12 protein-coding genes are annotated in these 14,622 nt (G+C 65.2%); 11 read left to right on the forward strand and 1 reads right to left on the reverse strand.

Going from position 1 to position 14,622, the window contains the following annotated elements:
• The first annotated feature begins 80 nt into the window (after positions 1–80).
• Entirely contained in the window at positions 81–3,239 is a 3,159-nt protein-coding gene (locus EDC50_RS01360; protein WP_123768684.1) for a TonB-dependent receptor, read from the forward strand.
• Positions 3,240–3,354: 115 nt separating this feature from the next.
• Complete coding sequence (gene ppnN / locus EDC50_RS01365) at positions 3,355–4,734, forward strand: nucleotide 5'-monophosphate nucleosidase PpnN (RefSeq protein ID WP_123768685.1); 1,380 nt, start codon at positions 3,355–3,357, stop codon at positions 4,732–4,734.
• Positions 4,735–4,856: 122 nt separating this feature from the next.
• On the opposite strand, the gene EDC50_RS01370 is transcribed toward ppnN, so the two are convergent.
• Positions 4,857–5,903, reverse strand: a complete 1,047-nt coding sequence (locus EDC50_RS01370; RefSeq protein ID WP_123768686.1) for a sensor histidine kinase — start codon at positions 5,901–5,903, stop codon at positions 4,857–4,859.
• Positions 5,904–6,049: 146 nt separating this feature from the next.
• On the opposite strand from EDC50_RS01370, the gene EDC50_RS01375 reads away from it, so the two are divergent.
• The 9 genes from EDC50_RS01375 to EDC50_RS01410 all read left to right on the forward strand — a co-directional run bounded on the left by EDC50_RS01375 (position 6,050) and on the right by EDC50_RS01410 (position 14,620).
• Positions 6,050–6,640, forward strand: coding sequence for a GspH/FimT family pseudopilin (locus EDC50_RS01375; RefSeq protein WP_123768687.1), 591 nt, complete (start codon positions 6,050–6,052; stop codon positions 6,638–6,640).
• A gap of 17 nt (positions 6,641–6,657) precedes the next feature.
• Positions 6,658–7,113, forward strand: coding sequence for a type IV pilus modification protein PilV (gene pilV / locus EDC50_RS01380; protein ID WP_123768688.1), 456 nt, complete (start codon positions 6,658–6,660; stop codon positions 7,111–7,113).
• The gene (locus EDC50_RS01385; protein WP_158635647.1) at positions 7,110–8,093 is read left to right on the forward strand and encodes a prepilin-type N-terminal cleavage/methylation domain-containing protein; all 984 of its coding nucleotides are present in this window, start codon (positions 7,110–7,112) and stop codon (positions 8,091–8,093) included. Before pilV ends, EDC50_RS01385 begins: the two co-directional genes overlap by 4 nt.
• A gap of 5 nt (positions 8,094–8,098) precedes the next feature.
• Positions 8,099–8,608 carry a pilus assembly PilX family protein gene (locus tag EDC50_RS01390; RefSeq protein WP_123769594.1) on the forward strand — a complete coding sequence of 170 codons (510 nt, stop codon included), beginning with the start codon at positions 8,099–8,101 and terminating at the stop codon, positions 8,606–8,608.
• Between the two features lie 30 nt (positions 8,609–8,638).
• Positions 8,639–12,097, forward strand: coding sequence for a pilus assembly protein (locus tag EDC50_RS01395; protein WP_123768690.1), 3,459 nt, complete (start codon positions 8,639–8,641; stop codon positions 12,095–12,097).
• Positions 12,098–12,099: 2 nt separating this feature from the next.
• A complete protein-coding gene (locus EDC50_RS16830; RefSeq protein ID WP_342352322.1) occupies positions 12,100–12,240 on the forward strand; it encodes a prepilin-type N-terminal cleavage/methylation domain-containing protein in 141 nt (46 codons plus the stop codon).
• 29 nt (positions 12,241–12,269) lie between these two features.
• A complete protein-coding gene (locus tag EDC50_RS16835) occupies positions 12,270–12,545 on the forward strand; it encodes a type IV pilin protein (RefSeq protein WP_342352323.1) in 276 nt (91 codons plus the stop codon).
• Between the two features lie 283 nt (positions 12,546–12,828).
• Positions 12,829–14,019 (forward strand): tyrosine-type recombinase/integrase, encoded by a 1,191-nt coding sequence (locus EDC50_RS01405; RefSeq protein WP_123768691.1) that lies wholly within the window; start codon positions 12,829–12,831, stop codon positions 14,017–14,019.
• A 343-nt stretch (positions 14,020–14,362) separates the two neighbouring features.
• Positions 14,363–14,620, forward strand: a complete 258-nt coding sequence (locus tag EDC50_RS01410; RefSeq protein WP_123768692.1) for a DNA-binding protein — start codon at positions 14,363–14,365, stop codon at positions 14,618–14,620.
• Positions 14,621–14,622: the final 2 nt, after the last annotated feature.

The raw sequence follows: 14,622 nt of genomic DNA on the forward strand, positions 1-14,622 counted from the left end.
ACCGCGGCGCGCCCGGTCGCGACCGCCACGTTTTCATGTCACCCGAGGCCATCGTAATGACCCATCCGAACCGCGTCCGCATGTCCAAGCTCACGCTTGGCCTGCTCGCCGCCCTCGCCACCGCTCCCGTTTTCGCGCAGACCACCTCCGCCGGCGTCGGCGGCATGGTGACCGGCGCGGATGGCCAGCCCGTCGCCGGCGCCGAAGTGACCATCACCCACGTCGAGTCCGGCACGGTCAGCCGCGCCACGACCGATGCGAGCGGCCGCTATGTCGCGCGCGGCCTGCGCGTGGGCGGCCCGTACCAGATCACCATCACCAAGCCGGGCGCCGGCACCAAGACCGAAGACGGCGTCTACCTCGATCTCAACTCGACCAACACCGTCAACGCCGCCCTGACCGGTGACGTGACCACCCTCGAATCGGTCACCGCGGTCGCGATGGGCGGCTCGGAGGTGTTCAGCGCGACCAAGATGGGCACCGGCACCAACATCAGCCGCCAGACCATCGAAGCGCTGCCGACCAACAGCGGCAACATCCAGGACTACATGCGCCTGGATCCGCGCGTGGCGTTCGTCAACCGCGCCGAGGGCAGCATCACCGCCGGCGGCCAGAACCCGCGCTACAACGCCATCCGCATCGACGGCGTGTCCGCCAGCGACACCTTCGGCCTGGAAGGCAACAACATGCCGACGCGCCGCCAGCCGGTGTCGATGGAAGCCATCGAGGCCATCAACATCGATCTGGCCAACTACGACGTGACCATCAGCGGCGCCACCGGCGCCGTGGTCGACGCCGTCACCAAGTCGGGCACCAACGAGTTCCACGGCTCGGTCTACGGCTACTACCGCGACGGCGACTGGTTCGGCGACGATCCGGAAGGTGCGCCGTTCAACGGCTTCACCAAGGAGGAGACCTACGGCGCGACCTTCGGCGGCCCGCTGGTCAAGGACAAGCTGTTCTTCTTCGCCAACTACGAGAAGTTCAAGCAGGCCGCGCCGGGCGCGGACGTGGCCAGCAGCCCGCTGGGGCTCGGCCGCATTCCGATGGGCGACGTCGCGCGGGCGCAGGCCGCGGCGGCCGCCGGCAACGGCGTGATCGCCGGCTTCGACGCCGGCGGCCTGGAGAGCAATGGCGACACCGATCTCGAGGAGTACGCGCTCAAGATCGACTGGAACATCAGCGACAACCATCGCGCCGACTTCCGCTACAGCAAGCTGGAGCAGAGCAAGCTTCGCCTGAACGGCTTCGGCAGCGGCAGCACCGGTTCCGCGTCGCTGAGCTCGTACTGGTTCCAGCACGACAAGACCGTCGAGAGCTACGTCGCCCAGCTGTTCAGCGACTGGACCGACGTGTTCTCCACCGAGTTCAAGGTCGCGTACCGCGATTACTCGGCGATCCGCAACACCACGACCGAGGGCACGCCGGCGGTGCAGATCGCCTACGGCGCGCCGAACGCGAACGGCGTGGGCCAGAGCCCGTATCTGTACTTCGGCACCGAGGTGAACTCCCAGTACAACGACCTGTTCACCAAGACCTGGAACTACTACGGCGCCGGCATCCTCAACCTCGGCGACCACGAGCTGAAGTTCGGCGTCGACTACGCGACCAACGAGATCTTCAACCTCTACGCGCCCTACGTCGACGGTTACTACACCTTCAACAGCATCCAGGATTACATCGACGGCAACTGGGCCTATCGTCAGTTCCGTACGCCGGTCGGAGGTGACGTCAACAACATGGCCTCCGACTACACCTACAAGTCGATGGGCGTGTTCCTGCAGGATCAGTGGTTCGTCAACAACAACCTGACCCTGACCTTCGGCGTGCGCGGCGACCGCTTCAAGACCGACAGGGACCCCGCCCACAACGCCTTGGCCCAGCAGGTCTACGGCTACGACAACAGCGATGTCGGCGGCGACAAGTGGCTGTGGCAGCCGCGCTTCGGCTTCAACTACACCTTCGACAGCGAGCGCCCCACCCAGCTGCGCGGCGGCTTCGGCCTGTTCCAGGGCGAGTCGCCGCAGGTGTGGCTGAGCAACGCCTACAACACGACCGGCCTGAACTACACCCAGCTGGAGCAGTGGGCCGACGGTTCCAGCGCCTCCGGCTCGCGCCAGAACGTCAACTTCGTCGCGCCGGACTTCGAAGTGCCGTCGGTGTGGAAGGCGAACCTGGCGTTCGACCACGAACTGCCGTGGTACGGCCTGGTCGGTTCGGCCGAGCTGTTGCTGACCAACGTCAAGAATGGCCTGTACTACCGGCGCCTCGACATCGGCGCGCCGAACACCGCGGCGCAGGTCGGCCCGAGCGCCGGTCAGGACGGTCGCCTGCTGTATTGGCAGAACTCCAATAGCTTCAGGACGGCGCGCGCCAACCGCGATGCGCGCTTCGGCGACGTGCTGCTGCTGGACACGACCAACAAGGGCGAGACGCAGCAACTCACGGTCAGCCTGAGCAAGCCGTGGAGCGCCGAGAGCGACTGGTCCTGGTCGCTGGGCTACACCTACACCCATGCGACGGAAGTCAGCGGCCTGACCAGCTCGACCGCGACCTCGGGCTGGAACTACAACTACGTGTTCCAGGCCAACGAGGAGGTCGCGAACACCGCGCGCTACGAGATCAAGGACCGCATCAGCGGCACCTTGAACTGGAAGCACAAGTTCTTCGGCGACTACGCCACCAGCGTCGGCCTGTTCTACGAAGGCCGCAGCGGACGTCCGTTCAGCTATCTCTACTCGAACGACGTCAACGGCGACAGCCGCGTCAACGACCTGTTCTACGTGCCGGCCGGCCCGGGCGACGTGCTGTTCAGCGGCGGCGCGCAGATGGAACAGGCGTTCTTCGACTGGCTGGCCAAGAACCCGGACCTGGCCCGTTACGCCGGCCAAGCGGCCCCGGCCAATGCCGGCCGCGCGGGCTGGGTGAACACCTTCGACATCCGCATCAGCCAGGAACTGCCGGGCTTCTTCCAGGGCCACAAGTCGGAGATCTGGCTCGACATCATCAACGTCGGCAACCTGCTGAACAAGGATTGGGGCCACATCTACGACTACGGCTTCTTCGCCGACATGACCGTGCTGAACGCGGTCGGCATCGACCCGGCCACCGGCAAGTACATCTACAACTTCGATCCGACGAGGGTCGAACGCCCCGCGGTCGCCAACGGCGACGCCGACGGCTTCAACCAGGGCGTCTCGCAGTGGTCGCTGCAGGTCGGCTTCCGCTACAAGTTCTGATCCTGCGGAACGAGCAGTCCGAGAACGGCCGGGGCGACCCGGCCGTTTTTTTTGGGGCGGCACCGCGCTAGAGTCGCCCGACGCATACGGGAACAAGACAGGAAGAGAACGCTACATGACCGCCCCCCACATTCCGGCGCTGCCGACGGTCGACGCCCACATCTACCCGCGCGGCGGGCTCGACGTGCTCTCGCGCGACGAGGTCGCGCGGCTGCGCGACGTCTCCACCGGGATGCACGACCTGTTGCGCCGCTGCGCGCTGGCGGTGCTGACCAGCGGCAGCACCTCGGACGACCCGCGCGCCGCGCAGGAGCTCTACCCGCATTTCGACATCCAGGTATCGCAGCAGGACCGGGGCATGCGCATCGACCTGGCCAACGCGCCGGCGATGGCGTTCGTCGACGGCGAGATCATCCGCGGCGTCGCCGAGCTGCTGTTCGCGGTGGTGCGCGACCTGGCGTACACGACGATCGAACTCGGCGCCGATTGCGGCCGCGACCTGTCCAGCAGCGACGGCATCACCGACGCCGTGTTCGGCCTGCTGCGCAACGCGCGCCTGCTGCATCCGGCCGACCCGAACCTGGTGGTCTGCTGGGGCGGCCACTCGATCTCGCGGGACGAGTACGTCTACACCAAGCAGGTGGGCTACGAGCTCGGCCTGCGCGGCCTCGACATCTGCACCGGCTGCGGCCCGGGGGCGATGAAGGGCCCGATGAAGGGCGCCACCATCGCCCACGCCAAGCAGCGCCGCCATCGCACCCGCTACATCGGCATCACCGAGCCCGGCATCATCGCCGCGGAATCGCCGAACCCGATCGTCAACCACCTGGTGATCATGCCGGACATCGAGAAGCGGCTGGAGGCGTTCGTCCGCCTCGGCCACGGCATCATCGTGTTCCCGGGCGGCGTCGGTACCGCGGAGGAGATCCTCTATCTGCTGGGCATCCTGCTGCGCGAGGAGAACGCGCAGGTGCCGTTCCCGCTGATCTTCACCGGCCCGACCGCGGCCGCGCCGTACTTCGAGCAGATCGACAAGTTCCTGCGCCTGACGCTGGGCGAGGCGGCGACCTCGCGCTACGAGATCGTGATCGCCGATCCGGAGAAGGTCGCCAAGCTCATGGCCTCGGGCATCCGGCGGGTGCGCGAGTACCGCATCCAGCACAAGGACTCGTTCTTCTTCAACTGGTCGTTGCACATTCCGCTGGACTTCCAGCGTCCGTTCGCGCCGACCCACGAGGCCATGGCGACGCTGGACCTGCGCCCCGGGCGCAAGCCGCACGAGCTCGCCGCCGACCTGCGGCGCGCGTTTTCCGGCATCGTCGCCGGCAACGTCAAGGAAGAGGGCATGCGCCGGATCGAGGCGCACGGCCCGTTCGAGATCCACGGCGACCCGGAGATGATGCGTTCGCTCGACGGGCTGTTGCGCGCGTTCGTCGAGCAGCGGCGGATGAAGATCGCGGGCGAATACCGGCCCTGCTACCGCGTGGTCGCCTGACCGGGGCCGGGGGTGCGGCGCCCGGTGCCGCGCCGCCAGAAAAGCGCGCTGGCGCGGCAGTTGCAGCGATGCGGCGCAGGCGCCGGCGGCGATGGGGCGGAGCGCGCCGTCCGCCCCTTCCTTCATGGATCCCCGACGACGGCCTCGCCGCGCACCGGCAGCCGCACCGTCGCGATGAAGCGCCGGCCCTCGCGCTGGGTCAGCACGCTGCCGCGGCCGCCGGTCAGCGCCTCGATCCGCACCTGCGAGGCATTCAGGCCCACCTGATGCCCCAGGCTGGCCTCGCTGCCGCTCGACGGCAGCGGGTTGGCGATGCGCACGATGACCGTGCCCGGCGTCGCGGTGACCGCGATCTCGATCTCCCCGCCCTCGGGGCGGCGTTCGATGCCGTGCCGGATCGCGTTTTCCACCAGCGGCTGGATCGACAGGGCCGGCACCGACACCCGCGGGATCTCGCGCGGCAGCTTCCAGGCGACCTGCAGCCGATCGCCGAAGCGCAACGCCTCGATCTCCAGATAACGGCGCGCCAGCGCCAGCTCGTCCTCGAGCGAAATGTCGTGCGGGCCGGCCAGCGCCGCGCGGAACAGATCCGCCAGGTCGAGCAGCAACCGCTCCACCTCCTCCGGCCGCCGGCGCACCAGCGCCGCACCGGTGTTGAGCGTGTTGAAGAGGAAGTGGGGGCGGATGCGGGCCTGCAATGCCTCCAGCTCGGACTGCTTGGCGCGCAGGGCGAGCTGGCGCGCGCGCCAGTAGTTCTGGAAGGCGGCGATGCCCAACAGGCCGATGGCCGACACCAGCGCACTCAGGCGGAGAACGAAGGTGAGCCAATCGTCGTCGCCGACCAGGGGGGTGCTGCCCAGGAAGAGCCATGCCGCGGTGCCGACGATCCAAGCGCCGAGCAGCAGCAGCACCAGCGCGATATAGGCAATCCGCTGGGGGCGGATTCTGGACAGCGGACGTCGAAGCAGGTACAGCCCGCCCAAGGCGAAGAGCGCAACCCACTGGATGGCGAGGGACGCCAGGCCGAATAACACCCAGTGCCCCCGCTCGACGCCCGGCGCCAACGCGAGCATGGCCGCGAGGGCCTCGCCCGTCAGCAGGACCCAGACGATTACGGGGGCCTGCCATAGCGCGTCGAGCGGACTCGCATTGTGATCGGATTCACTCATCGGCCCGGAGGGTGTCTGCGGAGGTTGAAACTTCGGCTTGGTCGAGGGGTCGCCGCTGGTTCCCCGGCCGAGTCCGTTCATCGGCGCCGGGCTGGATGCCCGAACCCCTTTGGCTTAAGGTGCCTGCGTATCTTGGGGGATAGGCAATGTCCACACCAGAAGACCTGCGGCGAAGCGGGCGCCGGCGTTCGCCGGTCCGCAGCGGGCCCGCTGGATTCACGCTGGTCGAATTGATGATCGCGCTCGCGGTGCTCGCAATCCTGATGATGATTGCTGCGCCGAGCTTCGAGATGGTTCGGAACTCCAGCAGGCTTGCGGCGCAGGCCAACGAACTGGTCAGCGCGATCCAGTTGGCGCGTAGCGAAGCGGTGAGGCGCGGACAACGCGTCGTCATGTGCCGTAGCGAGAACGGCAACGCCTGTGCCGGCGCCGGCGGGAACTGGGCGGGTTGGCTGGTCTTTGCCGACGCGAATGGCAACGGCAGTGTCGATGCGGGAGAAGAGCTGCTGCGGGTCGGGGACGTCAGGGCTCCGGTAACCGTCGCGGCTACGGATGGCTCGATCGTCTTCCGCCCGGATGGCTTTGCTCGTGAAGGCAATCTGCTGGCCGCGGCCACGATCGCGGTATGCGTCGCCACCACCCGGCCGGCCGACAACCGGCGGCTGGTGACCATCAGGTCCGGCAGCCGGGTGGCCGTGCAGACGGGTAACGGCAACGGCGCTTGTCCGGCGCCATGAGCCGGAGGGAATACATCATGCGGAAAGTCTTCTCTGGTCCCGGGCGGCTGGCCGGCGCTAGCTTGCTGGAGGTTCTGATTGCCGTGCTCGTGCTCGCGGTTGGCCTGCTGGGCGTTGCGGCACTACAGGCCGGCGCGTTGCGGAACAATCAGAGCGCCTATGAACGCAGCGAGGCGGTAATACAGAGCTACGCGATCCTGGATGTGATGCGTGCCAATCGCGATGCGGCGCTGGCCGGAAACTACAACCTCGCGGAGTGGACTTGCGCTCCACCGGCAGGCGGCGCGCGCGCCGACGTCGAGCGGCAAGCGTGGATCCAGAACATACGCAATTCGATGGGCAGCTCGGCTTGCGTGAGCATCTCTTGCGGGAACAACGGTTGCACGGTCGGCGTCCGATGGGACGATTCGCGCGGCAGCGGCGATCGTCAGCAGCTACAGACCTACTCGATCAAGACGAGCACCCGGCTATGAGCGTTTCCATGTCCCGTCGCGCGGCCGGCTTCAGCCTCGTCGAGCTGATGATCGCCCTCTTGATAGGTCTCATCGTGGTGGGCGGCGCCGTCAGCTTGTTCATCACCAACCGGCAGACTTCGCGCACCACTGAGAACCTCAGCCGAATGCAGGAGAACGCCCGCGTGGCCTTCGAAATGATGTCGCGCGACATCCGCGAGGCGGCCGGCACGCCTTGCGCCAAGAATATCCCCGTGGCCAACGTGGTGAACAACAGTACCGCGCCGGCGAATTGGTGGGCCAATTGGGGCGATGGCATTCTCGGCTACGACGACAACCAACCGTTCCCCAACGCGCCGTTCGGCAGCGGCGATGCCCAGCGCGTAGCAGGCACCGACGCGATCGAGATCAAGTCCGGTTCGGCGACGCCGGGCGTGACGGTAGTGGCCCACAATCCGAGCTCCGCGGAGTTCCACCTCAACACGAACCAGCACCATCTCGAAGACGGCGACGTGGTGATGGTGTGCGACTACGTGCAGGCGGCAATCACCCAGATCACGAACTCCAGCAGTTCCAACAGCAACGTCGTGCATAACCCGGGGAACACGGTTTCGCCCGGGAACTGCACCAAGGGGCTCGGCTACCCTCCGTTGTGCAGCAGCACCAACGGTACTCCCTACACCTACAAGCCGAACTCGTTGGTCGTGAAACTGAGTGCCGCACGTTGGTATGTCGGCAATAACGACCGCAACGGGCGATCGCTGTATCGGGCCGATCGCAACGGCGGCCAAGAGGTTGCCGACGGCATCAGCAATCTGCAGCTGCGCTATCTCGCCGGGGATCAGTACCTGCCGGCGAGCAGCCCTCTGGTTGCATGGAAGGACGTGACCGCGGTGGAGGTCGCGCTTGACGTCGTAAGCGGGGAGCGGGTGGGGTCGGATGGACAACCGCTCACGCGCAGGTTGACCCATGTGGTCGCTCTGAGGAATCGCGCTCCATGAGCCATATGCCCACCTTGGATCGGGACCAGCGGGGCGCCGCGCTGGTCGTCGCCCTGATTCTGTTGTTGATCATGACCGTGCTTGGATTGGTCGTACTCCGCACCACGCAACTGGAGGAGCGCATGAGCGCCAATCTGTACGCGCGCAGCTTGGCGTTCCAGGCGGCCGAGGCCGCGTTGCGGGAAGCCGAGTCTTTGCTCGCCGGCGCACCGCCCGCGTTCGACGATGCGTGCACCAACGGCTTCTGCAGCACGCCCGTCGCCGCGGACAACAAACCTGAAAGGTGGCTCGATCCCGGCTTCAACGCGTGGCGCCCCGCGACTGCGTCGCTTCAAGGCATCCAGGGCCGCCCGGAATTCTTCATCGAGTACATGGGCAAGCATCCGGCATGGCCCGGCTGCGACCAGGCGGTGCCGATAGAGCCGACTTGCCTTCGCCCCCGTTATCGCATAACGGCGAGAAGCGGCGACGGTCCCGCTTCGGTGCTGTTGCAAAGCAACTACATGACCCCTTGAGCGAGAGCCCCCATGTTGCCGTTCCGTAGCATGACCCTTCATCCTCGTTCCGGACGTCAGGGCCTGGCTTTGATCGCGGCAGCCTTTGCCGCCACGCTGCTCGCGTTGCCGGTGAACGCGGCGGTGGAGTTCCCTCAGATCCCGTTGCAATCGGGCGTGCTGGTGCCGCCTAACATCATGTTCACCCTCGACGACTCGGGCTCGATGCAGTTCGAGATCACCCCCGAGCAGAACAAGGCGCCCCGGGGAGAAAGCACCGACAGCAATCGCTCCCCGAACTTCGTCTTCCCGCGCACGAGCGACGATATCTACGGCGCAGACAACCTGCCCAACCGCGTCGTGACCGTGGTCGACAACGACTGGTTCAACCGGTTCTCGCGGTCGCCCGACCATAACGCGTCCTACTACAACCCCGCCACGCGTTATCTGCCATGGGCCCGTTGGGACGGGACCTTGTTTCCGAATGCCAACCCCTCTTGCGCGCTCAATAACCCCGTGGACCCGGGCAAGGGCTGCCGCAACCTGACGGCGAGCCTGACCGAGTCGGCCATCTGGTACAGCTACTCGAACAACGGCCGTACGCCGGGAAGCGGCAATGGAAGTGCGACATCGGCGACTTACTGGCCCGCTCGCTATTATCTGATGGACCAGTGCACGAACCGCGAGAATCCGGGGTGCTACACCAGGGTGGAGATCCGCCCCAACCGCAGCTACCCCAAGGCGGGTGGCCGGACGGACTGTGCCGGCAGCACTTGCAGTTACCAGGAAGAAATCCAGAATTTCGCGAATTGGTACCAGTACTACCGGTCGCGCGTCTTGACCGCCCGGGCCGGCATCGGTCGCGCCTTTGTTGATCAGCGGGACAACGTGCGCGTGGGCTTCGCGACCATCAACTCCGGCGGACGAAACATCGATGGCGTCAACACGAGCAAGATCCGCAGCGGTGTGCGCGCCTTCGATGATGCCCAGAAGCGCAACTTCTTCGACCTGCTTTATTCGGTGAGCATCAGCGGCGGCACGCCTCTGCGCGAAACGGCCCAGGTCGTCGGCAACTACTTCAGGCGGTCCGATTCTCTCGGGCCCTGGTCGGACACCCCGGGCAGCGCCTCGGCGCAGCCGCAGGTCAGCTGCCGCGCCAACTACCACATCCTGATGACGGATGGATATTGGAACGGGAACGCGGGCGTGTCCGGAAACGTCGACAACACGACGGGGCCCGAGCACGTCCGTTCCAATACCAACGAAACCTACCGGTACACCCCGAGAGCTCCTTTCTCGGACGGCTATTCCGGGACGTTGGCCGACAACGCCTTCTATTATTGGGTCAATGATCTGCGCCCCGATCTGCCCAACAACGTAAGCGTCAGCGACAGCAACCCGGCGTTCTGGCAGCACCTGGTGACGTTCGGCGTAGGCCTGGGCCTGACGACCAACGTGGACCCGGACGATGCGTTCGCCGCGATCAGAACCGGCGCGCAGGTCACCTACACCGGCGTCTACGGGGAAGGGCAGCGGAGTGGTTGGCCGCAGCCCGGTACCGCCCCCGCAGGTGGCGATTCCGCATACAACGTGGACGACTTGTTGCATGCCGCGGTCAACTCGCGTGGCGGTTTCTTCAGCGCCAAGGAGCCGGACGCCTTCGCCAGCGGCATGAAGAGCGTCTTGGCCCGCATCAACGAGCGCACGGCCTCGGCCTCCAGCGTTGCCACCAACAGTGCTTCCATCCTGGCCGGCACGAAGCTGTACCAGGCCAAGTACGTCTCCGGGGTCTGGACCGGCGAAGTGGTCGCCTACCCTGTGACCGCGGAGCGGGGCGTGGATACGTCGGTGGAATCGTGGCGCGCATCCTCGGGCATTCCGACGGAGGTGAGCCAGCGGAAGGTCTATACCTGGAACGGCTCCTCCGGCGTGGCCTTTGCATGGAATAATTTGACCGCCTCGCAGAAGGCTGCCTTGGGGAGCGAGGCGATATTCAACTACCTCAAGGGCGAACGTAGCGGGGAGCGGCAGAACAGCGTCAGCGGCACCTTCCGCGACCGTCGTCATCTGCTGGGCGACATCGTCAACTCGTCGCCGGCTTACGTGGCCGATACCGAGACCCTTTACGTAGGCGCCAACGACGGGATGTTGCATGCTTTCTCGACGCGCGACGGCAGGGAGCTTTTTGCCTACGTGCCCGGCAACATCAATTGGGGCAACTTCAAGACGCTCAGCGATCCCGAGTACAGCCACCAGTACTTCGTCGACGGCGAGATCGCGGTGTCCACGCGCGAGCAGACCCCCAACCGGAACATCCTCGTGGGCGCACTTGGCCGTGGGGGCAAGGCGCTCTATGCCCTGGACGTGACCGACCCGTCGGCCTTCTCGTCCAGCAAGGTGCTCTGGGAGTTTACGGACGCGGATCTCGGCAACGTACTGAGCCGGCCGGTCATCACGAAGGTCGAAACGGGTGCAGGCCAGGTGCCGGCCGTCATTGTCGGCAATGGATACAACAGCGCGACGCAGCGCGCGTTTCTGTTCGTCATCAATCTGGAAACCGGCGCGCTGATCAAGAAGATCGACACCAAGGCGGGCTCCGCTACGCAGGATAACGGCTTGGCCGGCCCCAAGGGGTGGGACGTGGACCGCGATGGCGACGTCGATTTCGTATATGCAGGGGACCTGCTGGGCAACGTGTGGAAGTTCGATCTGAGCGCCAGCAACGCGAACTCCTGGGACGTCGCGTTCAAGCAGGGGCAAACGGTATATCCCCTGTTTACCGCCCGGAACGCCTCCGGCGGAGCGCAGCCCATCACCGGTGGCATCGCGATCGGCATCGATCCCTCCACCTACAAGAGGTGGGTGTTCTTCGGCACCGGCCGGTACATCACCGCCGGGGACCCGGGCGACCGCAGCGTGCAGACCTGGTATGGGCTCATCGACGACAACGCGCGGATCGGCTCCCGCGCTGACCTGAAGCAGCGCAAGATCGCGGTCGTTGCCGCGAACGGGGACCGGGCATTCGAGAAGGCGGTGCCTGGCGATATGGCGCAAAAGAAGGGATGGTATCTGGATTTTGTGAACCCGCCCTACGATCCCGCCGCTGCGGTCGGTGAACGGGTGGTATCCGACTCCTATCTGATAGGCAGTACGTTGAACGTCAACAGCATCGTGCCTTCAAGTGATCCATGCGGCGTGGGTGGAAGCGGCTATATCAATGCCGTCAATGCCTACACCGGTGCCGCGACCGAGATTGTCTACTTCGATGCCGATGGCAACGGCGTTTTCGACGACTACATTTCCCACACGTCGAACGGCCAAACCGTGCGAACGCCGACGGGTTCGCTGCGCACCGACAACATGGTGTCCCAGGGAACTCTGGTGTCGGACCCGGGGTCGACGACGGGCTACATCGCTTCGGGCACCTCGAGCGGCGGAGTCGAGGATCCGGGAGTCAACCTCAGCAACTTCCAGGGCCGCATTTCCTGGCGCGAGATCGTGAGGGACTAAGAATGAACCGTTCAATCCGACGCCGGGCGAGCCGAAGGAATGCCCACGCGCAGGGCTTCACGTTGATAGAGCTCATGATCGTGGTGGCCGTGATTGCGATCTGGCCACGATCGCTTATCCGAGCTATCGGGAGCACGTCGTAAAGTCACGCCGGGCAGCGGCGCAGAGCTGCCTGCAGGAAGCGGCGCAGTTCATGGAGCGCTACTACACGACCAATCTGAAGTACGTGGATGCTTCGAACAATTCGCCGGCGTTGCCGAACATGCAATGCCGTACCGATCTGTCGAACTTCTACAACATCAGGGTGGCTGCAGCGGACGCGAAGAGTTATCGCCTGGAGGCCGCCCCCGAAGGCGGACAGCAGGATCCCAAGTGTGGAACGCTGAGCGTGACCCAGACCGGGGTCAAGGGCGCCACCGGCAGCGCAGGCGTGGCCCAGTGCTGGTGACGCGGGACAGGCTGGGGCGAAAGAACAAAGGGCAGCGATCTCTCGCTGCCCTTTGCTCATGATCTGGCGCCCGAAGTTGGACTCGAACCAACGACCCCCTGATTAACAGACGGCACGAATAGGCTTTGCCGTGACTTGATTCCTTGGGCAAAAACAGGCTTACGCCGTTGATTTCGCACGACATTATGGCGGTGAGTCTGAGGGTTTGAGCTTGCGCAGCTTTGCGCTGTTGTGCGCAAAAACCGTGTTCAGACGGTGTCGCAAACGTCGAGGAATCCAACCCATGAAAGCAAAGATCACTCAGGCGCTCGTCGAGCGGGCGCCGACGGTGGAGCGTGGCCGCACGGTCCTGTATGCCGATCCCGAACTGCGGGGTTTCTACCTGATCGTGTCCAACACCAAGCGCTCCTACTACACGCAAAGCTTGGTGCGCGGGCGGCAGGTGCGCACCAAGATCGGGGAGCACCCCGCGCTAGCAGCGAAGGATGCGAGGGCGCTTGCTGCCAAGACGCTGGTCGCCATGCGCGCGGGCGTCAATCCGACCGAAGAGCGCAGGAAGGCACGGGCGCGGGGCATGACACTACAGCAGGCGCTGGACCTGCATATCGCGGCAAAGAAGCTGTCGGCGAAGACGGTCGAGGGATATCGTTACAACTGTGGTCAGTACCTGTCCGACTGGCTAGACACGCCACTGGCCGAACTCGGTGCGGATCGTGCTGGCGTGCGTGAGCGCCATGCGCGCATCACCAAAAAGAACGGCGCTACTACCGCCGACGCGGTGTTTCGCATCTTCCGCGCCGTGTACAACCGCGGTCTGCGTGAGCATCCCGACCTGCCCGCCAACCCGGCGATGAATGTGGACTTCCATGGCCAGAAGCGCAGGAAGGTGGACGTCGAGGCAGATCGCCTGAAGGCGTGGGGCAAGGCAGTGCTGGGCCTGTCACCCGTCAGACGAGACCTCAACCTGTTCATGATGCTGTCGGGGATGCGGCGCACAGCTGCCTGCGAGTCCAAGATGGAGCACGTCAGCGAGGAAGGTAACGCCCTGCACGTTCCCTCGCCCAAGGGTGGTTCCGCCCGTGCCTTCGACCTGCCATTGTCATCTGCGCTGTCTGACTTAGTTGCCCACAGGGTTGCCGCCAATCCCGAGATGAACCGCCGGAGCCCGTGGCTGTTTCCTTCGGACAGCAAGAGTGGGCACGTCGCCGAGGTGCAGCAGCCCGAGTTGGATGGCTTGACGGGGCATGCGCTGCGTCACGCCTATGCCTCTCTGGCTTTGCAGGCAGGTGTCCCATTGCTGGAGCTGAAGTTCCTGCTGAACCACAGCGCCTCCAGCGGGGGCGTAACCATGGGATACCTGCACCCTTCGCTCGACCACCTGCGCGAACACCAGGAGAAGGCTTCCTTCTACATCCTCGACGCGCTGGGCCTGATTCACGAACCCGGATCGTGGCCGCCACGGCTCAAGGAATAGCCACGCGGTCTCACCAGGTGGACCGTGTCGCTTCCGGGAGCTTCGGCCTTGGCGCTGACAGCCCGAGGCCATTCGGACGCGGCACGGAGCCACCTGGTCACTCTGGCAAGACAATGGTTTCCTTGGCTTTGGTTAGCAAGTAATATCGAGCCAATCCCGGTCAGCGATTGACCCGGGGGATCGTCGGCAATTGCTATGGCGATCAGAAGTGCTATCGGTGGCAAGAACAGCCGAGCCCCCCTCCGAATGACAACGGGTGGACAAGGGGCCTATCTGCGGCGAAGGGCTGCGGAGTCTCCAGTGACATGTCGTCGCTGCGAGAACGGCTGACGAGGAGACCACCGTGGCCAATTCACACGAGCCGAAGAGGCTCAATCCCCAAGAACTATCTGAACTGCATGCCCTGCCGGATGACGCAGTCGTCACCAGCATCGAGGCTGCTGCCTTCCTGCGCCTGACACCGCGCACTCTGGCCTGGACTCGCAGCCAGCGTCCCGAAAGCCATCCGCCGCACTTGGTGGTCGGCTCGCGCACGATCCGATACCGAATGGGCGACCTGCGGGCCCACATGAAGCGCCGTGGCGCTGATATGGAGGGCTGACC

Origin of the sequence: Vulcaniibacterium tengchongense, assembly GCF_003814555.1 — a bacterium.
GTDB classification, from domain to species: Bacteria; Pseudomonadota; Gammaproteobacteria; order Xanthomonadales; family Xanthomonadaceae; genus Vulcaniibacterium; species Vulcaniibacterium tengchongense.

Excerpts from the sequence above, each read along its gene's own strand:
- EDC50_RS01395 (WP_123768690.1), top strand. The coding sequence starts at position 8,639 with ATGACCCTTCATCCTCGTTCCGGACGTCAGGGCCTGGCTTTGATCGCG.
- EDC50_RS01390 (WP_123769594.1), top strand. The coding sequence starts at position 8,099 with ATGCCCACCTTGGATCGGGACCAGCGGGGCGCCGCGCTGGTCGTCGCC.
- EDC50_RS16830 (WP_342352322.1), top strand. The coding sequence starts at position 12,100 with ATGAACCGTTCAATCCGACGCCGGGCGAGCCGAAGGAATGCCCACGCG.
- EDC50_RS01385 (WP_158635647.1), top strand. The coding sequence starts at position 7,110 with ATGAGCGTTTCCATGTCCCGTCGCGCGGCCGGCTTCAGCCTCGTCGAG.
- EDC50_RS01375 (WP_123768687.1), top strand. The coding sequence starts at position 6,050 with ATGTCCACACCAGAAGACCTGCGGCGAAGCGGGCGCCGGCGTTCGCCG.
- pilV (WP_123768688.1), top strand. The coding sequence starts at position 6,658 with ATGCGGAAAGTCTTCTCTGGTCCCGGGCGGCTGGCCGGCGCTAGCTTG.
- ppnN (WP_123768685.1), top strand. The coding sequence starts at position 3,355 with ATGACCGCCCCCCACATTCCGGCGCTGCCGACGGTCGACGCCCACATC.
- EDC50_RS01370 (WP_123768686.1), bottom strand. The coding sequence starts at position 5,903 with ATGAGTGAATCCGATCACAATGCGAGTCCGCTCGACGCGCTATGGCAG.
- EDC50_RS01405 (WP_123768691.1), top strand. The coding sequence starts at position 12,829 with ATGAAAGCAAAGATCACTCAGGCGCTCGTCGAGCGGGCGCCGACGGTG.
- EDC50_RS01360 (WP_123768684.1), top strand. The coding sequence starts at position 81 with ATGTCCAAGCTCACGCTTGGCCTGCTCGCCGCCCTCGCCACCGCTCCC.